This window comes from Enterobacter cloacae complex sp. I1M, from assembly GCF_014982425.1.
Taxonomy (GTDB): Bacteria; Pseudomonadota; Gammaproteobacteria; order Enterobacterales; family Enterobacteriaceae; genus Enterobacter; species Enterobacter intestinihominis.
The window spans coordinates 208,056-225,141 of sequence record NZ_JADCLG010000023.1; the positions used below are offsets into that span (position 1 = coordinate 208,056).

Genomic DNA, 17,086 nt, shown 5'->3' on the forward strand with positions numbered 1-17,086 from the left:
AGCATCACCCACCTTCCCCTTTGGTGTTATGCAATGAGTAAATTGTGAACAACATCACGCTCGGGATGGGCAAAAACGACGGGGTATAAAAAATGGCACGAGTTAAAACGAGTCTGAAACTGTTTGGCGGGGATACGGTAGTGGTGCGTTGCTCAGAACGTTGCCGCATCCATCTGATGAGTACAAAAGGGCAAAAGCAATCGCAGGCAGATATCCTTACCGTCCAGGATGATAAAGCCTGGCTGACGGTGCCTTACACCGGCACCTGGGATGTGCTGATCGACAGCCACAGCCAGTCGCTCGAACATTCCGTAAGTTACGTGGCAGCATAACCATAAACGCCCGGCCAGCCGGGCGTATTATCAGGCAAAACCCGGGCGCAGCGTATTGCTGAGCGGGTTCCCTTCCAGCAGCGCTTTAACCTTCACCACCAGCTCACTCAGACAGTCGTCCTGCATACCGAGACGCGTCAGCTCCTGATCGAGCGAGAAAAGGTACTGGGCATTAGTGCCCAGCGGTCCACTGGCGGCGGCAATCAGCGGGGCAATCACCTGGGTTCGGGTGTCGGCTTCATACAGCGGGTGGCGCGGTTCCATAATGAACACCAGCGCGTTGACGGTGCGGCCGTCGTCCAGTTCCAGCTTGCACCAGCTGGGCATATAGCAGCCGGTGATCATCTCGCGCTTCCACAGCAGCGTGAGCTCATCTTCCAGCGTGGTATCCGGCAGCCGGTATGCCACGCCCGTGGTGCGCCCGCCCTCTTTTAGTGCAAGCATACGTCCAGGCTGACAGGCGCTGCCGCGTCCGGCGGTCAGGCGCAAACAGAAGGCGCGGTGCCAGCCAGGCAGCGTTCCGGTTGCCGATTCAACAAACTCGAGCGCCGGGTTCCACATCAGAGAGCCGTAACCAAAAATCCAGACCGGGCCATCATCCGGGCGGCAGGCCAGCGTTGCCGCAAGCGACGCCGCACGTTGTTCAGCCGACCACAGAAGCGATTCCTCAATAGCACCAAATGCCGTCTTACAATCTGCCTTCATCAAGAAATCACGCGTTAACACATTCCACCTCCGCCACTGCATGCTTCCTTGCGACATCTTTAATGCGCCTTCCCGGCATTCTGTGCTGTTCATTTTAACAGCAGTTGAGCAACGATAAGCAATTCGCGGGCCAGATGCAATACAGCGGCAGTTCAACCGCCTGAAATGTCAAAATGGAGGCAGTGTATTATTCGGCAGCTATTTCTTTTTGTGCCATTTGTCATCATCCCCTTTCTCATAGTCATTTTTTACGGCGGCCCAGGCCACTTTATGCGCCGTCTCTTCACGGCTGGCATCGTCCCGGCGATCTTCTTTATCTTTGTACTGATCCCAGGCGCTGTTAAAGGCTTCTTTATAGATATCCTGAGCGTGGGCAGGCAGTACGTTTTGCACGTTATCCGGTAATTCGCTTTTCGATTTGTATGGCATCGCTAACCTCTCTTTTGGCTAAAAGATAAGTGTGGACGACGATACGCCAGGGTGCCAGCCGACAGCGAGAAATGAACTATTTAAGAGTGCAAGGCATTGTTATTAAATTATTATTTTGTGTAAATGAGTCATTATAAGCTTCAGGAAGAAAAATCCCATTAAAGGGTAAAATTAAGTAAAAAATACAGGGTATTTAACCGTTTTCTGTTAATTTAACACCCTCAAAATCTATCTATAATTACAAGCACCTGCACTGTTGGAGAAACACATGACAGCAACACACGAGGCGGTAAAGACCCGCCACAAGGAGACCTCTCTCATTTTCCCGGTTCTGGCACTGGCTGTGCTGCTCTTCTGGGGAAGCAGTCAGTCATTGCCAGTGGTTGTGGGGATCAATATTCTGGCTCTGGTGGGTATTTTAACCAGTGCATTTAGCGTGGTACGCCATGCGGATGTTTTAGCCCACCGTCTTGGAGAGCCGTATGGGTCATTAATTTTAAGCCTTTCGGTTGTGATTCTTGAGGTCAGTCTAATTTCCGCATTAATGGCCACCGGCGACGCCGCACCAACGTTAATGCGCGATACGCTCTACTCCATCATTATGATTGTTACCGGCGGCCTGGTCGGTTTTTCGCTTTTATTAGGTGGCCGCAAATTTGCCACCCAGTACATGAACCTTTTTGGCATTAAACAGTATCTGATCGCCCTGTTCCCGCTGGCGATTATCGTGCTGGTATTCCCGATGGCATTGCCGGGCGCAAACTTCACCACCGGCCAGGCGCTGCTGGTGGCGCTGATTTCCGCGGCAATGTACGGCGTGTTCTTGCTGATCCAGACCAAAACGCACCAGAGCCTGTTTGTTTACGAGCATGAAGACGACGGCGACGATGATGACCCGCATCACGGTAAGCCGTCGGCCCACAGCAGCGCGTGGCACACGGTTTGGCTGATCGTGCATCTGATTGCGGTAATTGCGGTCACCAAGATGAATGCGAACCCGCTGGAGGCGCTGTTAACTGAACTGAACGCGCCGGTCGCCTTTACCGGTTTCCTGGTAGCCCTGTTGATCCTGTCGCCAGAAGGCCTGGGAGCGCTGAAAGCGGTGCTCAATAATCAGGTGCAGCGTGCGATGAATCTGTTCTTTGGCTCCGTTCTGGCGACCATCTCCCTTACCGTTCCGGTGGTGACGTTGATTGCCTTTATGACGGGAAATGAATTGCAGTTTGCGCTGGGTGCGCCAGAGATGATTGTGATGGTGGCATCCTTGCTGCTGTGCCAGATATCCTTCTCCACCGGGCGCACCAATGTGCTGAACGGCGCGGCGCATATGGCGCTGTTTATTGCGTATCTGATGACGATATTTGCGTAATTTTTTTGCCGGGTGGCGCTGCGCTTACCCGGCCTACGAACCCCGTAGGCCCGCGCAAGCGTAGCGCCGCCGGGCAAAGAAAAACCCGCCGAAGCGGGTTTTTTATTAGTTGCTGGTATCCAGCTCGTCGAAGCTCTTCACCAGATCGTCAATCGCTTTAATCTGTTTCAGGAATGGCTCCAGCTTATCCAGCGGCAGCGCGGATGGACCGTCGCATTTCGCGTTAACCGGATCCGGGTGCGCTTCAATGAACAGACCCGCCAGGCCGGTTGCCATACCGGCGCGTGCCAGTTCGGTCACCTGCGCACGACGCCCGCCAGACGCGGCGCCAAACGGGTCGCGACATTGCAGGGAGTGGGTCACGTCGAAAATCACCGGAGACTGGTTAGAGACGTTCTTCATTACGCTGAAGCCCAGCATATCCACAACCAGGTTGTCATAACCGAAGTTTGAACCACGGTCGCACAGGATCACCTGGTCGTTACCACCTTCGATAAACTTATCGACGATGTTACCCATCTGGCCAGGGCTCACGAACTGCGGTTTTTTCACGTTAATCACGGCACCGGTTTTCGCCATCGCTTCTACCAGGTCAGTCTGGCGCGCCAGGAACGCCGGAAGCTGAATCACGTCTACCACATCAGCCACGGGCTGTGCCTGAGACGCTTCGTGCACGTCGGTGATCACTTTCACGCCAAACGTCTGTTTCAGCTCCTGGAAAATCTTCATCCCCTCTTCCAGGCCCGGGCCACGGTAGGAGTGAATGGAGGAGCGGTTGGCTTTGTCAAAAGAGGCTTTAAACACGTACGGGATGCCCAGCTTCTGGGTCACGGTCACGTAGTGTTCGCAGATGCGCATAGCGAGATCGCGGGATTCCAGAACGTTCATACCGCCAAACAGCACGAACGGCAGGTCGTTTGCCACGTTGATATCACCAATGCTAACCACTTTTTGTTTCATAGGATCGCCTTATTCAGGTGTGAATCGGAATTAAGATTAATGCAGTGTAATGTGTTTATGCGCGATCGCGTTGATCTGCGCGCGAATCATTTCGCTGATCGGGTCTTCCGGACATTGCTCGACGAAATAATTCAAATCATTCAGCGCCACGTGCTCGCAGTCGAGCTGCGCATAAATCAGGCCGCGGTCGCGGATTTCGTACGGATCTTCCGGATTGAACTGCAACAGCACTTCGCTTGCGCGCAGGGCCAGCTCCATCTGACGCTCTTCCATCAGCGCAGACTTCAGCGTATCCAACAGCTTGCGGATCACTTCGGCGTTATCGGCTTCATCGAGATCTTCATTGAACAGCTCCGCTATCGGGCTGATGTTGCCTTTCAGCCAGACGTCCAGCGTATGCTCATCCAGCGTGTCGCCGTTAAACGGATTGATTAACCACATCTCACCGTCCAGCCACTCCGCCCGCAAAATCATCTGCGTGGGGAAAATGACCGGCACCAGTGGAATATCCAGTCGGTGCGCAACCCACAGTAAAATGGCGCCCAACGCGACGGCGCTACCCTGTCGATTTTTCAGCACCTGGTCCAGCCACAGTGCGTCAGACAGGCGATACACGCCTCGCGTGTCGCAGAAACCCCATTCGCCGTAGAAAAGCTCAATCAGCTTCTCTAATTGCCAGTCTTGCGGACGTGCCTGATTGATCTCTTCGCGCGCCAGGCTGACCAGATTTTCCAGTTCAGCGTAAACGTACTGTGATGTGAAATCGTCGCGGATCATCTCTGAAATCAGGATCATACCATCGCATAGCGGCACTTTGTTAAATTCGAAATCGGCTAAGGACCTCATGACTTACCCCAGTAACGGTATTCTTGTGGTGGCGAGTTTAATGATGATGTACAGCACCACCAGACCCAGCAGAAAGGCGATAAACCCTGTCTGCTGGCTGCGCGGACGATGACGCCCAAGCGCGATAAAACCCAAAACGATGTAGATGATAACGCCAAACAGCTTTTCAGTCAGCCATAGGCCTTTATCAGTAAATGGCAGATAGCCGGTCTTCCACATTAACCCGGCTCCGGAAAGGAACAGCACTGTGTCGATACCGTGTGGGGCGATACGTACCCAGCGGGCGTTAATCAGCGGATTATTGCTGTAGCGCCACCAGTAGCGGACAATGAAAAAGCCGATGGTCAGGGCAACGGAAACCAGGTGAACGGAGATTAGCAGCGTAAACAGGCTCATGACCACTGCCCCAGCGTCAGACGTTCATTGCCGCCGTAATCCCGGCAGGTTTCCACGGCGGCGTATCCGGCACGCGTAAACAGTGCTCGCACCGCCTCTCCCTGCGTCCACCCATGTTCCACCAGCAGCCAGCCACCGGGAAGCAAATGTTGCCGTGACGTTGTCACAATGTGATCGAGATCCGCAAGTCCCTGATTCGCAGCGACCAGCGCGGTCAACGGTTCAAAACGCACGTCGCCCTGCGCGAGATGCGGATCGTCTTCGTCGATGTAGGGCGGATTGCTGACAATCATTTCGAACATGCGGCTTTCAAGCGCGGCAAACCAGCTGCTTTGCAGAACGGAAACATTGTTCAGCCTCATCCGTTCAACGTTGCGCCGCGCGAGGGCGACCGCATCAGGCATCACGTCTACCGCCGTCACGATACAGTCCGGCCGCTCGCTGGCAAGCGCCAGCGCAATCGCGCCGGTGCCGGTACCCAGATCGAGGATCTGACACGACTGCGCCGGTAACCGCGCCAGCGCCTGCTCCACCAGACACTCTGTGTCCGGGCGCGGGATCAGCGTGGCCGCTGAGACGTACAGCGGAAGTGACCAGAACTCGCGCTCGCCAACCAGATGCGCCACCGGCTCGCCGGTTTTACGGCGGGCGAGCAGTGCCCCCAGCTGCGATAGCTGTTCAGCTGTCAGTTCGGTTTCGCCGAAAGCCAGCAGATACGTGCGGGCTTTACCCGTCACATGCTCAAGCAGAATTTCGGCGTCCCGCTTCGGGCTTTCACTTTCTGAAAGTTCACGGGCCGCCTCACGTAACCAGCGCTGAAAATCCATTAATCCTGCTCGGACAGCGCCGCCAGCTGGTCGGCCTGGTATTCCTGCACGATAGGCTCAATCAGCATATCGAGCTTGCCTTCCATTGCCTCATCCAGACGGTAGAGCGTCAGGTTGATGCGGTGGTCGGTTACGCGCCCCTGCGGGAAGTTATAGGTGCGGTTACGATCGCTACGGTCGCCGCTGCCCAGCAGGTTACGGCGGGTAGAGGCTTCCGCCTGCTGGCGTTTCGCCATTTCCGCCGCGTGGATACGGGCACCCAGCACGGATAACGCCTTAGCTTTGTTCTTGTGCTGGGATCGCTCGTCCTGACACTCAACCACAATCCCGGTGGGCAGGTGAGTAATACGGATAGCGGAGTCGGTGGTGTTAACGTGCTGACCACCCGCCCCTGAAGAGCGGAAGGTGTCGATGCGCAGATCCGCCGGGTTGATATCCGGCAGTTCCGCTTCCGGCAGCTCGGGCATGACCGCCACCGTACAGGCCGAGGTGTGAATGCGTCCCTGAGATTCTGTCGCAGGCACGCGCTGCACGCGGTGACCGCCGGATTCAAACTTCAGCCGACCATAAACGCCGTCGCCGCTGATTTTGGCGATAACCTCTTTGTAGCCGCCATGCTCGCCTTCGTTGGCGCTCATGATCTCTACGCGCCAGCGGCGTGATTCCGCATAACGGCTGTACATACGGAACAGATCTCCGGCGAACAGCGCCGCTTCGTCGCCGCCGGTACCGGCGCGGACTTCCACAAAAGCGTTACGCTCATCGTCCGGATCTTTTGGCAGCAGAAGGACCTGAAGCTGCTGCTCCATCTCTTCTGACCGTGCTTTAGCGTCCTGCAACTCTTCCTGGGCCATCTCGCGCATTTCAGGATCGTCGAGCATCATCTGCGCGGTTTCGATATCTTCCTGGACCTGTCGCCAGTCGGTAAAGCATTTTGAAACATCACTTAGCTGCGCGTATTCACGCGACAGCGCGCGAAAACGTTCCTGGTCGGCAATGGTCCCGGCATCGCCGAGCAGCGCCTGGACTTCTTCATGGCGCTCGTGCAGAGCTTCCAGTTTAGCGACGATAGAAGGCTTCATAGGCGTAAATGCACCTTGTCTTAGAAAATGGGTATAGGGCGCTATTCCAGCCCGAGGCTGTTGCGCAGAATAGTCAGGCGTTCATCGTCCCCGTCACGGGCAGCCTGCTGAAGAGATTTGGTTGGGGCATGGATCAGGCGGTTGGTCAGTTTCCAGGCTAAATCCTGCATAATCGCCTGCGCGTCGCCGCCCTGTTCAAGGGCCGCTAACGCTTTGGCCGTCAGGTCATCACGCACCTGCTCCGCCTGACCGCGGTATTCGCGGATGGTCTCGCTGACGCTTTGCGCGCGCAGCCAGGCCATAAATTCGCTGGTTTCCTGTTCAACGATGGTTTCCGCCTGCACAGCCGCCGCCTTACGCTGGGCAAGGTTGTGCGAAATGATGCTTTGCAGGTCATCCACGCTGTACAGGTAGGCGTTCGCCAGTTTGCCCACTTCCGGTTCGACATCACGCGGAACAGCGATATCCACCAGCAGCATCGGCTGATTGCGGCGTGATTTCAGCGCACGCTCGACCATCCCTTTCCCAATAATCGGCAGCGGGCTGGCGGTAGAACTGATAATAATGTCCGCCTCTTTCAGACGTTCATCGATGTCGCTCAGCGCAATCACCTCAGCGCCCACTTCATCTGCCAGCACCTGCGCACGTTCGCGGGTGCGGTTAGCGATGATCATCTTCTTCACCTTGTGTTCGCGAAGATGGCGCGCCACCAGCTCGATGGTTTCGCCCGCCCCCACCAGCAGTACGGTGACGGTCGACAGCGATTCAAAGATTTGACGGGCAAGAGTACAGGCCGCGAAAGCAACCGAAACCGCACTGGCGCCAATGTCGGTTTCGGTTCGCACACGCTTCGCCACGGAGAATGACTTCTGGAACATTCGCTCCAGTTCGCTGGCTTTCAGATGCCCTTTCTGGGAATCCGCGAAGGCTTTTTTCACCTGGCCGAGGATCTGCGGCTCGCCCAGCACCAGCGAATCCAGACCGCTGGCCACACGCATCAGATGGCTGACCGCATCGTTATCCTGATGCCAGTACAGGCTGTTGCGCAGCTCTTCTTCGTTGAGGTTGTGATAGTCACATAGCCAGCGGATCAGCGCCTCGTGCAGGTTGTCCTGCTCTTCCACGCTTAAATAGAGCTCGGTACGGTTGCACGTCGACAGCACCACGCCACCCTGCACCATCGGCTGTGCAAGCAGGCTATCCAGCGCCAGGTCGAGCGTATCCGGCGAAAACGTAACGCGTTCTCGCAGTGAAACCGGGGCCGTTTTGTGGTTAATACCGAGTGCTAATAGGGTCATGTTGAGCGGGAGTAGTACCAGCGTTAATAAGGTTAGCAGGACGCATCATACAGGATGCGCGAGATCAATAAAAGAGACTGCCCCCTTTCGGAGTAATAGCTTACGCCGCGCTTTGAGATAATTTGAACGTAGACGGTGGCACCCTTCAACGCTAGCATTAACAGTTATAACTGCAACGTATCTCAAGGATTTGTCATCATTATGACCCGAATGATTCGCCTGCTGCCTCTGGCGGCCCTGGTTCTGACCGCCTGTTCCGTTCATCAGCCGAAAGGCCCGGGCAAAAGCCCCGACTCACCGCAGTGGCGTCAGCACCAGCAGGATGTGCTGAAATTAAGCCAGTACCAGACCCGCGGTGCATTTGCATATCTCTCTGACGAACAAAAAGTTTATGCTCGCTTCTTCTGGCAGCAAACGGGGCAGGACAACTATCGCCTGCTGCTGCTCAACCCGCTGGGCAGCACCGAGCTGGAGCTTAACGCGAAGCCTGGCGAAGCGCAGATCACCGATAACAAAGGCCAGCACTACACCGCGACCGACGCCGAAGAGATGATTGGCAAACTGACCGGGATGCCGATTCCGCTCAATAGTCTGCGCCAGTGGATCCTTGGCCTGCCGGGTGACGCCACCGACTATACGCTTGATGACCAATACCGTCTGAGCCAGGTTAACTACACCCAGGGCGGTAAAACCTGGAAAGTGGTGTACAGCGCGTATGACAGCAAGACGCAACCATCGCTGCCGTCCAATATGGAGCTGACGCAGGGTAGCCAGCGTATCAAGCTGAAAATGGATAACTGGATCGTTAAATGATGACCCACTGGCCCTCTCCCGCAAAACTGAACCTGTTTCTCTACATTACCGGGCAGCGCGCTGACGGCTATCACACCCTGCAAACCCTGTTTCAGTTTGTCGACTACGGCGACACGATCTCAATCGAACCGCGTCAGGACGGGCAGATTTGCCTGCTGACGCCAGTCGACGGCGTGGCGCATGACGATAACCTGATCGTGCGCGCTGCCCGCCTGCTGATGAAAACGGCGTCGTCGTCGGGTCGTCTGCCAGCGGGAAGCGGTGCGGATATCCGTATCGACAAACGCCTGCCGATGGGCGGCGGTCTTGGCGGCGGTTCGTCAAACGCCGCGACCGTACTGGTGGCGCTTAACCACCTCTGGGGCTGCGGTCTGACGACGGACGAACTGGCAGCATTAGGGTTGACGCTGGGCGCCGATGTACCAGTGTTTGTGCGCGGCCACGCGGCGTTTGCTGAAGGGGTGGGCGAAATCCTCACGCCGGTCGATCCGCCGGAAAAATGGTATCTGATCGTTCACCCTGGCGTGAGCATTCCTACCCCGGTCATCTTTAAAGATCCTGACCTGAAAAGAAATACCCCGGTACGGTCAATAAAAACGTTATTAAATTGTGAATTCAGCAACGATTGCGAGGATATCGCAAGAAAACGTTTTCGCGAGGTTGATGCGGTGCTTTCCTGGCTGTTAGAATACGCGCCGTCGCGCCTGACCGGTACAGGGGCCTGTGTCTTTGCTGAATTTGACACCGAATCCGCCGCCCGTCAGGTGCTTGAGCAAGCGCCGGACTGGCTGCATGGTTTTGTAGCACGCGGGATGAACACCTCCCCCCTACAGCAGGCCATTCTGGCGCAGACTGAGTTTCGGTGACAACGTCACCCTGTTCCAGACGTTGCATCGCGCTCTTTAATACACCGCCTGGATAGCGTTTGCTTAGGCCCCGCAGTTTGCGGCGAACGCTATCCACCACTGGACGCATGCCTGAGGTTCTTCTCGTGCCTGATATGAAGCTTTTTGCTGGTAACGCCACCCCGGAACTAGCACAACGTATTGCCAACCGCCTGTACACTTCCCTCGGCGACGCCGCTGTAGGTCGCTTTAGCGACGGCGAAGTCAGCGTACAAATTAACGAAAATGTACGCGGTGGTGATATTTTCATCATCCAGTCCACCTGTGCTCCAACGAACGACAACCTGATGGAATTGGTTGTTATGGTCGACGCGCTGCGTCGTGCTTCTGCTGGCCGTATCACTGCTGTTATTCCTTACTTTGGCTATGCACGTCAGGACCGTCGCGTCCGTTCCGCGCGTGTGCCAATCACCGCTAAAGTTGTCGCAGACTTCCTCTCCAGCGTCGGCGTTGACCGCGTACTGACGGTCGACCTGCACGCAGAGCAGATCCAGGGCTTCTTCGACGTGCCGGTTGATAACGTTTTCGGCAGCCCAATCCTGCTGGAAGACATGCTGCAACTGAATCTGGACAACCCGATTGTGGTTTCTCCGGACATCGGCGGCGTGGTACGTGCTCGAGCTATCGCGAAGCTGCTGAACGATACCGACATGGCGATCATCGACAAACGCCGTCCGCGCGCTAACGTTTCTCAGGTGATGCACATCATCGGTGACGTGGCTGGCCGCGACTGCGTGTTGGTGGACGACATGATCGATACCGGCGGTACGCTGTGTAAAGCCGCTGAAGCGCTGAAAGAGCGTGGTGCGAAACGCGTATTCGCTTACGCAACTCACCCGATCTTCTCCGGCAATGCGGTAAACAACCTGCGTAACTCCGTCATCGACGAAGTTGTGGTGTGCGATACCATCCCACTGAGCGACGAGATCAAAGCGCTGCCAAACGTGCGTACGTTGACTCTGTCCGGGATGCTGGCCGAAGCGATTCGTCGTATCAGCAACGAAGAATCGATCTCTGCAATGTTCGAACACTGATCGAACACGGCCAAAAAACCCGCTACGGCGGGTTTTTTTGTTTATAGTATTTATTTGTATGACTTATGCCTCCTTCACCTGCCATTCATATGACAGATGATGCGCACACGGATGATAGATAATTGTGAAAAACGTAACCTCCTCACATGTTCTGCCCTTTCGCGCCCTCATCGACGCCTGCTGGAAAGAGAAATACACGTCGTCACGCTTCGTTCGTGACCTGATAGCCGGGATCACCGTCGGGATTATTGCCATCCCGCTGGCGATGGCACTGGCGATTGGTAGCGGCGTCGCGCCGCAGTACGGGCTGTACACCTCGGCCGTTGCGGGGATTGTGATTGCGCTGACGGGCGGGTCCCGCTTCAGCGTCTCCGGCCCAACTGCCGCCTTTGTGGTGATCCTCTACCCGGTTTCCCAACAGTTTGGTCTGGCAGGCCTGCTGGTTGCCACCCTGATGTCCGGCATCTTTTTAATTCTGTTCGGTCTGGCCCGCTTTGGTCGCCTGATTGAATATATTCCCCTTTCCGTGACGCTGGGGTTCACCTCGGGGATTGGGATTACCATCGGGACCATGCAGATTAAAGATTTCCTCGGCCTGCAAATGGCCCATGTTCCGGAGCACTACTTACAGAAAGTGGGCGCGCTGTTTATGGCGTTGCCGACGGCCAACCTGGGCGATGCAGCCATTGGCATCGTTACCCTCGGCACACTCATCGTCTGGCCTCGCTTAGGCATTCGTCTCCCGGGGCATCTCCCCGCTCTGCTGCTGGGCTGCGCGGTGATGGGCGTCGTCAACCTGCTCGGTGGACAGGTCGCCACCATTGGCTCCCAGTTCCACTATGTTCTGGCGGATGGCTCACAGGGTAACGGTATTCCGCAGCTGCTGCCGCAGCTGGTTCTGCCGTGGGACATGCCGGGCTCCAGCTTCACCCTGAGCTGGGATTCCCTTCGCGCTCTGCTGCCTGCCGCGTTCTCCATGGCAATGCTGGGCGCGATTGAATCCCTGCTCTGCGCCGTCGTGCTCGACGGCATGACCGGCACTAAGCACAAAGCCAACAGCGAACTGGTCGGTCAGGGCTTAGGGAACATCGTTGCACCGTTCTTCGGCGGTATTACGGCTACGGCTGCGATTGCCCGTTCCGCCGCGAACGTACGTGCGGGCGCGACATCACCGGTTTCCGCGGTCATTCACTCCCTGCTGGTGATCATGGCGCTGCTGATCCTTGCCCCACTGCTTTCATGGCTTCCGCTCTCTGCCATGGCTGCGCTGCTGCTGATGGTGGCCTGGAATATGAGTGAGGCGCATAAGGTGGTGAATCTGCTGCGCCGTGCGCCGAAAGACGACATCATCGTGATGCTGATCTGCATGTCGCTGACCGTGCTGTTTGATATGGTTATCGCTATCAGCGTCGGCATAGTGCTGGCCTCGCTGCTGTTTATGCGCCGCATCGCGCAGATGACGCGTCTCTCTCCGGTTAACGTTGAGGTGCCTGACGATGTGCTGGTGCTGCGCGTGATTGGCCCGCTGTTCTTCGCCGCGGCGGAAGGTTTGTTCAGCGATCTGGCGTCCCGCATCGCGGGCAAACGGATTGTGGTGCTGAAGTGGGATGCCGTCCCGGTGTTGGATGCCGGCGGTCTGGATGCCTTCCAGCGCTTTGTTGCCCGCCTGCCGGAAGGCTGCGAGCTGCGGATCAGTAACCTCGAATTCCAGCCCCTGCGCACCATGGCGCGCGCGGGCGTGCAGCCGATCCCTGGCCGATTGTCCTTCTACCCTAACCGTGAAGCTGCATTAGCGGATCTGTGAGTCATCTGATGCAGAGACACGTCTTTGCATCATCACCCCGATCGCCTGCTGGAGCCATTCAAGCACGGCAGGCGTCATCCACGTGCCTTTCATCAGATGCGGCTCCTGCTGCATGGCGAGACGAAATTTTTGCTGGGTCTGCGGGTTTGTTCCCGCATAGGACTGGAATAAAACCAGCCACTTTTCTGCCAGCTTTTGCGCATCGTCAGAAGCGGGACTGAGATTATCCCGCTGCGCCTGATGCAGCTTCGCCACCAGCGGCGGCCATTCCATCATCCGGTCAAAGTAGTGCGCCCGGGTAAAGGCCATCTCTTCGGCAGTGAGATATTGCTCCCAGATGCTGAGCTTTGATTCGGCAAACGCCCGCGTGATGTAATCCGTAATCTCCGGCGTAATGCCGGTTTGCTCCTGCATCTGCGGCTCCCCGCTGTGCATTTCGTTCAGACGGGTCAAAAATTCCGGTTTGCCTGCGGTATCCTGTTCCAGGCGTTCCATCCACCGTGAAGCCAAATCGGTCGCCCGCGCGTCCGTGACGCTGACGTTCTGTTCCAGCAAGTGTTTAACCTCCGTCACCAGACCCGACCAGATATCCGCCAGCGCCTCTTTCTCTACCGCAAACGGCAGTTGCTGCAACTCTTCTTTGCTAAACCAGCGATCGTACATATTCATTAACTCCAGAGTCTGTAGCCAGGATTCCAGATCCGGCGTCGCATCGTCAGTCAGCCCGGTACGCAATTCCACCAGCCGGTTGCGCAGCGTATGGATGCTACGCAGTTGCTTGTCCAGCAAAGTGATTTGCCCGTCGAGTAATTCCGCTAATGACAGCGAACGCTGTTCCAGAAAATCCCTGATTTCGGCAAGCTCCAGCCCGGCTTTTGCCAGCGTCTGGATCATATGCAGACGCTGCACATCCGCCAGGTTATAAAGCCGGTAGCCTGCCGCGCTTCTGGCAGAAGGTAACAACAGCCCTGTTTGCTCGTAGTGATGCAAAGTCCGCACGGTGATCCCAGCACGTTTCGCCAGTTCACCCACCTGAATCAACATAACGGCTCCTTTTGTTCTGCCAGTGTTGCTACTCTGAAGCCTTACGTTACGTGAGGGTCAATGCGTCATGCAAAAAAAAACGACTTCAGATGAAGTCGTTTCGGTGTTCTTTATGGGGCACTAGCCGTGCTTATGCTGGTCGCGGCGGCATCGTTTATCGTAATGGCGCACCCACCAGTATTTATCGCAGACTTCCTCATGTCCGCTCACGCGCGCCCCGGCGAGCCACAATACCGCACCGAGGAAGATACTCAGCACCGCGCCATGCGCAAAGTATTGTGGGAGGTCAAGCTGCGGTAATTGGTTTAAAATTGAATAACCGACACCGGCGACCATCACGAACAGTCCCAACCCCATTAGCACGTTACCGAGCATTGAAGCGTTTTTGCGTTTCATATGTCACCTCCGGAACTTTGGGTTGTCAGGGGAAAAACCCCTTCTCCTTGTGTGTAAAGTATAGACAACGCCACTTATATGAGTTGCGTGAATGATCACATTTACAGATAACTCCCGGACAAAAATTTACAAATAAGACATTGAACAGCTTGAAATTCTAATTGTTCAAAGAAGAAATTATTCGCATTTCGGTGTACAGCAGGCAGAACTTTGTCAAGCGGCGCGCCAGACAGTAAACTACGCGCCAGATCTGGAACCCATTAGGAAGTAAATCGTGACGATTAAACTGATTGTCGGCCTCGCCAATCCGGGCGCAGAGTATGCCGCTACCCGCCATAACGCCGGCGCCTGGTATGTTGATCTGCTGGCGGAACGTCTGCGCGCGCCCCTGCGTGAAGAACCCAAGTTTTACGGGTATACCTCACGCATCAATCTTGCGGGTGCCGACGTGCGGTTGCTGGTGCCAACCACCTTTATGAACCTGAGCGGCAAAGCCGTGTCGGCCATGGCAACGTTCTATCGCATCAATCCGGATGAGATCCTGGTGGCCCACGACGAACTGGATCTGCCGCCAGGCGTGGCGAAGTTCAAGCTGGGCGGCGGTCATGGCGGCCACAACGGCCTTAAAGACATCATCATCAAACTGGGTAATAACCCTAATTTCCACCGTTTGCGCGTGGGAATCGGCCATCCGGGCGATAAAAACAAAGTTGTTGGTTTCGTACTGGGTAAACCACCGGTTTCTGAGCAGAAGTTGATTGACGAAGCGGTAGACGAAGCGGCCCGCTGCACCGAGATTTGGCTTCAGGACGGCCTGACGAAAGCCACCAATCGACTGCACGCTTTCAAAGCGCAATAATCGGCGCCATGGGGCTTTTTTACCGCGCGTCGCGCGGGTTACGTGTATAATAGGCGTAGTTATTTACTTTTCTTCAATCGGTTATCGTTAACGGATTGATTATCAAGATATTAAGGTGATTTAGAAATGGGATTCAAATGCGGTATCGTCGGTCTGCCAAACGTGGGCAAATCCACCCTGTTCAACGCGCTCACCAAGGCAGGTATTGAAGCGGCGAACTTCCCGTTCTGTACCATCGAGCCGAACACCGGTGTTGTTCCTATGCCCGATCCGCGTCTGGACCAGCTCGCGGAAATCGTGAAGCCGCAGCGCATTCTGCCGACCACCATGGAGTTCGTGGACATCGCGGGCCTGGTAAAAGGCGCATCCAAAGGTGAAGGCCTGGGCAACCAGTTCCTGACCAACATCCGTGAAACCGAAGCGATCGGCCACGTTGTGCGCTGCTTCGAGAACGACAACATTATCCACGTTAACAACAAAGTGGATCCGGCTGACGACATCGACGTCATCAACACCGAGCTGGCCCTCTCTGACCTCGACACCTGCGAGCGCGCCATTCACCGCGTGCAGAAGAAAGCGAAAGGCGGCGACAAGGACGCGAAAGCGGAACTGGCTGCCCTGGAAAAATGTCTGCCACAGCTGGAAAACGCGGGCATGCTGCGCGCGCTGAAAAACCTGACTGAAGAAGACAAAGCGGCGATCAAATACCTGAGCTTCCTGACCCTGAAGCCAACCATGTACATCGCCAACGTTAACGAAGACGGTTTCGAGAACAACCCGTACCTCGACAAAGTGCGTGAAATTGCCGCTGCTGAAGGTTCTGTGGTTGTTGCCGTGTGCGCGGCCGTTGAATCTGATATCGCCGAGCTGGACGATGCCGACCGTGAAGAGTTCATGGCCGAACTGGGTCTGGAAGAGCCGGGCCTGAACCGCGTGATCCGCGCGGGCTATGAGCTGCTGAACCTGCAAACCTACTTCACTGCTGGCGTAAAAGAAGTGCGTGCGTGGACCATCCCTGTGGGTGCGACTGCGCCTCAGGCGGCCGGTAAGATCCACACCGACTTCGAGAAGGGCTTCATTCGTGCGCAGACTATCGCGTTTGAAGACTTTATCACCTACAAGGGTGAGCAAGGCGCGAAAGAAGCTGGCAAGATGCGTGCTGAAGGGAAAGACTACATCGTTAAAGATGGCGATGTGATGAACTTCCTGTTTAACGTTTGATTTGTTTTGAATGAAAAAAATCCACGCTTTGGCGTGGATTTTTTATTCCGAGATTAATTCCCCGATCAGTATTAAATTTAAAAAATACCTTCTTTGGGAAGAGGTTCTCTCACCCTCCAAGGATCATCTAGCAAAAACTTCGCAGCTGTACGTTCATGCCATCAAGCGCGCCATGCTGTTTCCTTATAACACCCTATGGCTTATCATAGCATTTTATTAAAAAATCTCATAACAACAGCAACTGTAGCGAATAATTCGCTTACATTTAATGGCTTCTTAGGAAAGATCTTCTTCTGTTACCAATCCATTAACAAATTTAGAAAATGAATTTGTTAGATATCTTTGAAGTTTTGTGTGATTTTCTTGCATAGTCAAATCCTCATCAAAAGAATCTGTAGCAAAATATACGATTGAATAATTATCTAAATTCAGACAAAAGAAGTTCCCGCCCCAATCATTTGCGAAAGGAAGCAAGTTATTAGGAATGACTTCCCGACCCAACATGCTGATATAGCAGCCGTCAATTAAAGATCTAGGATCATCATTTGTCTGAGCATTATAAACAAACGGTTTAAACCCTGCCACCTCTACTGGCTCAAAATCTTCATCACCGTCCCACCAACTTTTCTCAGGAGTGCCACCATTAAATTGCAGATAATGTGAAACAAAATCATCCGGAAGGGTAATAGATAATTTTTCTTCGATTTTAGCAATATCTGCACGTTCAATCTTTTTTTCACAGTTACTGAAATGATTCATAGATTTA

The 17,086-nt window shown here is 54.9% G+C and carries 19 protein-coding genes; 8 read left to right on the forward strand and 11 right to left on the reverse strand.

The genetic code is table 11. The features are described from left to right. Window positions 1–92 precede the first annotated feature (92 nt). Window positions 93–332: a hypothetical protein gene (locus INF86_RS15205; protein WP_015570352.1), complete on the forward strand. Its 240-nt coding sequence runs from the start codon at window positions 93–95 to the stop codon at window positions 330–332. A gap of 30 nt (window positions 333–362) precedes the next feature. On the opposite strand, the gene INF86_RS15210 is transcribed toward INF86_RS15205, so the two are convergent. Continuing rightward, window positions 363–1,058 (reverse strand): gamma-glutamylcyclotransferase, encoded by a 696-nt coding sequence (locus INF86_RS15210; RefSeq protein ID WP_193543680.1) that lies wholly within the window; start codon window positions 1,056–1,058, stop codon window positions 363–365. A gap of 177 nt (window positions 1,059–1,235) precedes the next feature. Beyond that, window positions 1,236–1,466 carry a putative cation transport regulator ChaB gene (gene chaB, locus INF86_RS15215; protein ID WP_003856674.1) on the reverse strand — a complete coding sequence of 77 codons (231 nt, stop codon included), beginning with the start codon at window positions 1,464–1,466 and terminating at the stop codon, window positions 1,236–1,238. 268 nt (window positions 1,467–1,734) lie between these two features. Here chaB and chaA point away from each other — a divergent pair, with 268 nt between their 5' ends. Next, complete coding sequence (gene chaA, locus INF86_RS15220) at window positions 1,735–2,835, forward strand: sodium-potassium/proton antiporter ChaA (RefSeq protein WP_003856672.1); 1,101 nt, start codon at window positions 1,735–1,737, stop codon at window positions 2,833–2,835. A gap of 105 nt (window positions 2,836–2,940) precedes the next feature. Here the strand turns inward: chaA and kdsA are convergent, their stop codons facing one another. The 6 genes from kdsA to hemA are packed head-to-tail and all read right to left on the reverse strand — an operon-like array spanning window position 2,941 to window position 8,244. Further along, on the reverse strand, window positions 2,941–3,795 hold the full coding sequence (gene kdsA / locus INF86_RS15225) for a 3-deoxy-8-phosphooctulonate synthase (protein WP_022648375.1): 855 nt from the start codon (window positions 3,793–3,795) through the stop codon (window positions 2,941–2,943). Between the two features lie 36 nt (window positions 3,796–3,831). Continuing rightward, the gene (gene sirB1, locus INF86_RS15230; RefSeq protein ID WP_022648376.1) at window positions 3,832–4,641 is read right to left on the reverse strand and encodes an invasion regulator SirB1; all 810 of its coding nucleotides are present in this window, start codon (window positions 4,639–4,641) and stop codon (window positions 3,832–3,834) included. Between the two features lie 3 nt (window positions 4,642–4,644). Then, a complete protein-coding gene (gene sirB2, locus INF86_RS15235) occupies window positions 4,645–5,037 on the reverse strand; it encodes an invasion regulator SirB2 (protein ID WP_022648377.1) in 393 nt (130 codons plus the stop codon). Further along, window positions 5,034–5,864: a peptide chain release factor N(5)-glutamine methyltransferase gene (gene prmC / locus INF86_RS15240; RefSeq protein WP_193543681.1), complete on the reverse strand. Its 831-nt coding sequence runs from the start codon at window positions 5,862–5,864 to the stop codon at window positions 5,034–5,036. The genes sirB2 and prmC overlap by 4 nt, the downstream gene beginning before the upstream one ends. Further along, window positions 5,864–6,946, reverse strand: a complete 1,083-nt coding sequence (gene prfA / locus INF86_RS15245; RefSeq protein WP_003856667.1) for a peptide chain release factor 1 — start codon at window positions 6,944–6,946, stop codon at window positions 5,864–5,866. Before prfA ends, prmC begins: the two co-directional genes overlap by 1 nt. Window positions 6,947–6,987: 41 nt before the next feature. Further along, window positions 6,988–8,244, reverse strand: a complete 1,257-nt coding sequence (gene hemA / locus INF86_RS15250; RefSeq protein WP_003856666.1) for a glutamyl-tRNA reductase — start codon at window positions 8,242–8,244, stop codon at window positions 6,988–6,990. A gap of 201 nt (window positions 8,245–8,445) precedes the next feature. Between hemA and lolB the strand changes: the two genes are divergently transcribed. The 4 genes from lolB to dauA all read left to right on the forward strand — a co-directional run bounded on the left by lolB (window position 8,446) and on the right by dauA (window position 12,800). Further along, the gene (lolB, locus tag INF86_RS15255; RefSeq protein WP_003856665.1) at window positions 8,446–9,057 is read left to right on the forward strand and encodes a lipoprotein insertase outer membrane protein LolB; all 612 of its coding nucleotides are present in this window, start codon (window positions 8,446–8,448) and stop codon (window positions 9,055–9,057) included. Continuing rightward, entirely contained in the window at window positions 9,054–9,923 is an 870-nt protein-coding gene (ispE, locus tag INF86_RS15260) for a 4-(cytidine 5'-diphospho)-2-C-methyl-D-erythritol kinase (protein WP_032624093.1), read from the forward strand. The genes lolB and ispE overlap by 4 nt, the downstream gene beginning before the upstream one ends. Window positions 9,924–10,048: 125 nt before the next feature. Next, window positions 10,049–10,996: a ribose-phosphate diphosphokinase gene (prs, locus tag INF86_RS15265; RefSeq protein WP_003856663.1), complete on the forward strand. Its 948-nt coding sequence runs from the start codon at window positions 10,049–10,051 to the stop codon at window positions 10,994–10,996. A gap of 124 nt (window positions 10,997–11,120) precedes the next feature. After that, entirely contained in the window at window positions 11,121–12,800 is a 1,680-nt protein-coding gene (gene dauA, locus INF86_RS15270; RefSeq protein ID WP_045308283.1) for a C4-dicarboxylic acid transporter DauA, read from the forward strand. Here dauA and INF86_RS15275 read toward each other — a convergent pair. Both INF86_RS15275 and ychH read right to left on the reverse strand, forming a co-directional pair. Next, window positions 12,786–13,844 (reverse strand): MerR family transcriptional regulator, encoded by a 1,059-nt coding sequence (locus INF86_RS15275; RefSeq protein WP_045621913.1) that lies wholly within the window; start codon window positions 13,842–13,844, stop codon window positions 12,786–12,788. The two genes, dauA and INF86_RS15275, sit on opposite strands and share 15 nt — an antisense overlap. 120 nt (window positions 13,845–13,964) lie before the next feature. Further along, entirely contained in the window at window positions 13,965–14,240 is a 276-nt protein-coding gene (gene ychH, locus INF86_RS15280; protein ID WP_022648382.1) for a stress-induced protein YchH, read from the reverse strand. A 274-nt stretch (window positions 14,241–14,514) separates the two neighbouring features. Here ychH and pth point away from each other — a divergent pair, with 274 nt between their 5' ends. Beyond that, complete coding sequence (pth, locus tag INF86_RS15285; RefSeq protein ID WP_193543682.1) at window positions 14,515–15,099, forward strand: aminoacyl-tRNA hydrolase; 585 nt, start codon at window positions 14,515–14,517, stop codon at window positions 15,097–15,099. Window positions 15,100–15,225: 126 nt separating this feature from the next. Beyond that, window positions 15,226–16,320, forward strand: coding sequence for a redox-regulated ATPase YchF (ychF, locus tag INF86_RS15290; RefSeq protein WP_010432886.1), 1,095 nt, complete (start codon window positions 15,226–15,228; stop codon window positions 16,318–16,320). Between the two features lie 276 nt (window positions 16,321–16,596). On the opposite strand, the gene INF86_RS15295 is transcribed toward ychF, so the two are convergent. Continuing rightward, window positions 16,597–17,079, reverse strand: a complete 483-nt coding sequence (locus INF86_RS15295) for an SMI1/KNR4 family protein (protein ID WP_154051375.1) — start codon at window positions 17,077–17,079, stop codon at window positions 16,597–16,599. Window positions 17,080–17,086 lie beyond the last annotated feature (7 nt).

Coding starts and splice junctions, on each gene's coding strand:
- INF86_RS15205 (WP_015570352.1), top strand. CDS start 93: ATGGCACGAGTTAAAACGAGTCTGAAACTGTTTGGCGGGGATACGGTA.
- chaB (WP_003856674.1), bottom strand. CDS start 1,466: ATGCCATACAAATCGAAAAGCGAATTACCGGATAACGTGCAAAACGTA.
- chaA (WP_003856672.1), top strand. CDS start 1,735: ATGACAGCAACACACGAGGCGGTAAAGACCCGCCACAAGGAGACCTCT.
- kdsA (WP_022648375.1), bottom strand. CDS start 3,795: ATGAAACAAAAAGTGGTTAGCATTGGTGATATCAACGTGGCAAACGAC.
- sirB1 (WP_022648376.1), bottom strand. CDS start 4,641: ATGAGGTCCTTAGCCGATTTCGAATTTAACAAAGTGCCGCTATGCGAT.
- sirB2 (WP_022648377.1), bottom strand. CDS start 5,037: ATGAGCCTGTTTACGCTGCTAATCTCCGTTCACCTGGTTTCCGTTGCC.
- prmC (WP_193543681.1), bottom strand. CDS start 5,864: ATGGATTTTCAGCGCTGGTTACGTGAGGCGGCCCGTGAACTTTCAGAA.
- prfA (WP_003856667.1), bottom strand. CDS start 6,946: ATGAAGCCTTCTATCGTCGCTAAACTGGAAGCTCTGCACGAGCGCCAT.
- hemA (WP_003856666.1), bottom strand. CDS start 8,244: ATGACCCTATTAGCACTCGGTATTAACCACAAAACGGCCCCGGTTTCA.
- lolB (WP_003856665.1), top strand. CDS start 8,446: ATGACCCGAATGATTCGCCTGCTGCCTCTGGCGGCCCTGGTTCTGACC.
- ispE (WP_032624093.1), top strand. CDS start 9,054: ATGATGACCCACTGGCCCTCTCCCGCAAAACTGAACCTGTTTCTCTAC.
- INF86_RS15275 (WP_045621913.1), bottom strand. CDS start 13,844: ATGTTGATTCAGGTGGGTGAACTGGCGAAACGTGCTGGGATCACCGTG.
- ychH (WP_022648382.1), bottom strand. CDS start 14,240: ATGAAACGCAAAAACGCTTCAATGCTCGGTAACGTGCTAATGGGGTTG.
- ychF (WP_010432886.1), top strand. CDS start 15,226: ATGGGATTCAAATGCGGTATCGTCGGTCTGCCAAACGTGGGCAAATCC.
- INF86_RS15295 (WP_154051375.1), bottom strand. CDS start 17,079: ATGAATCATTTCAGTAACTGTGAAAAAAAGATTGAACGTGCAGATATT.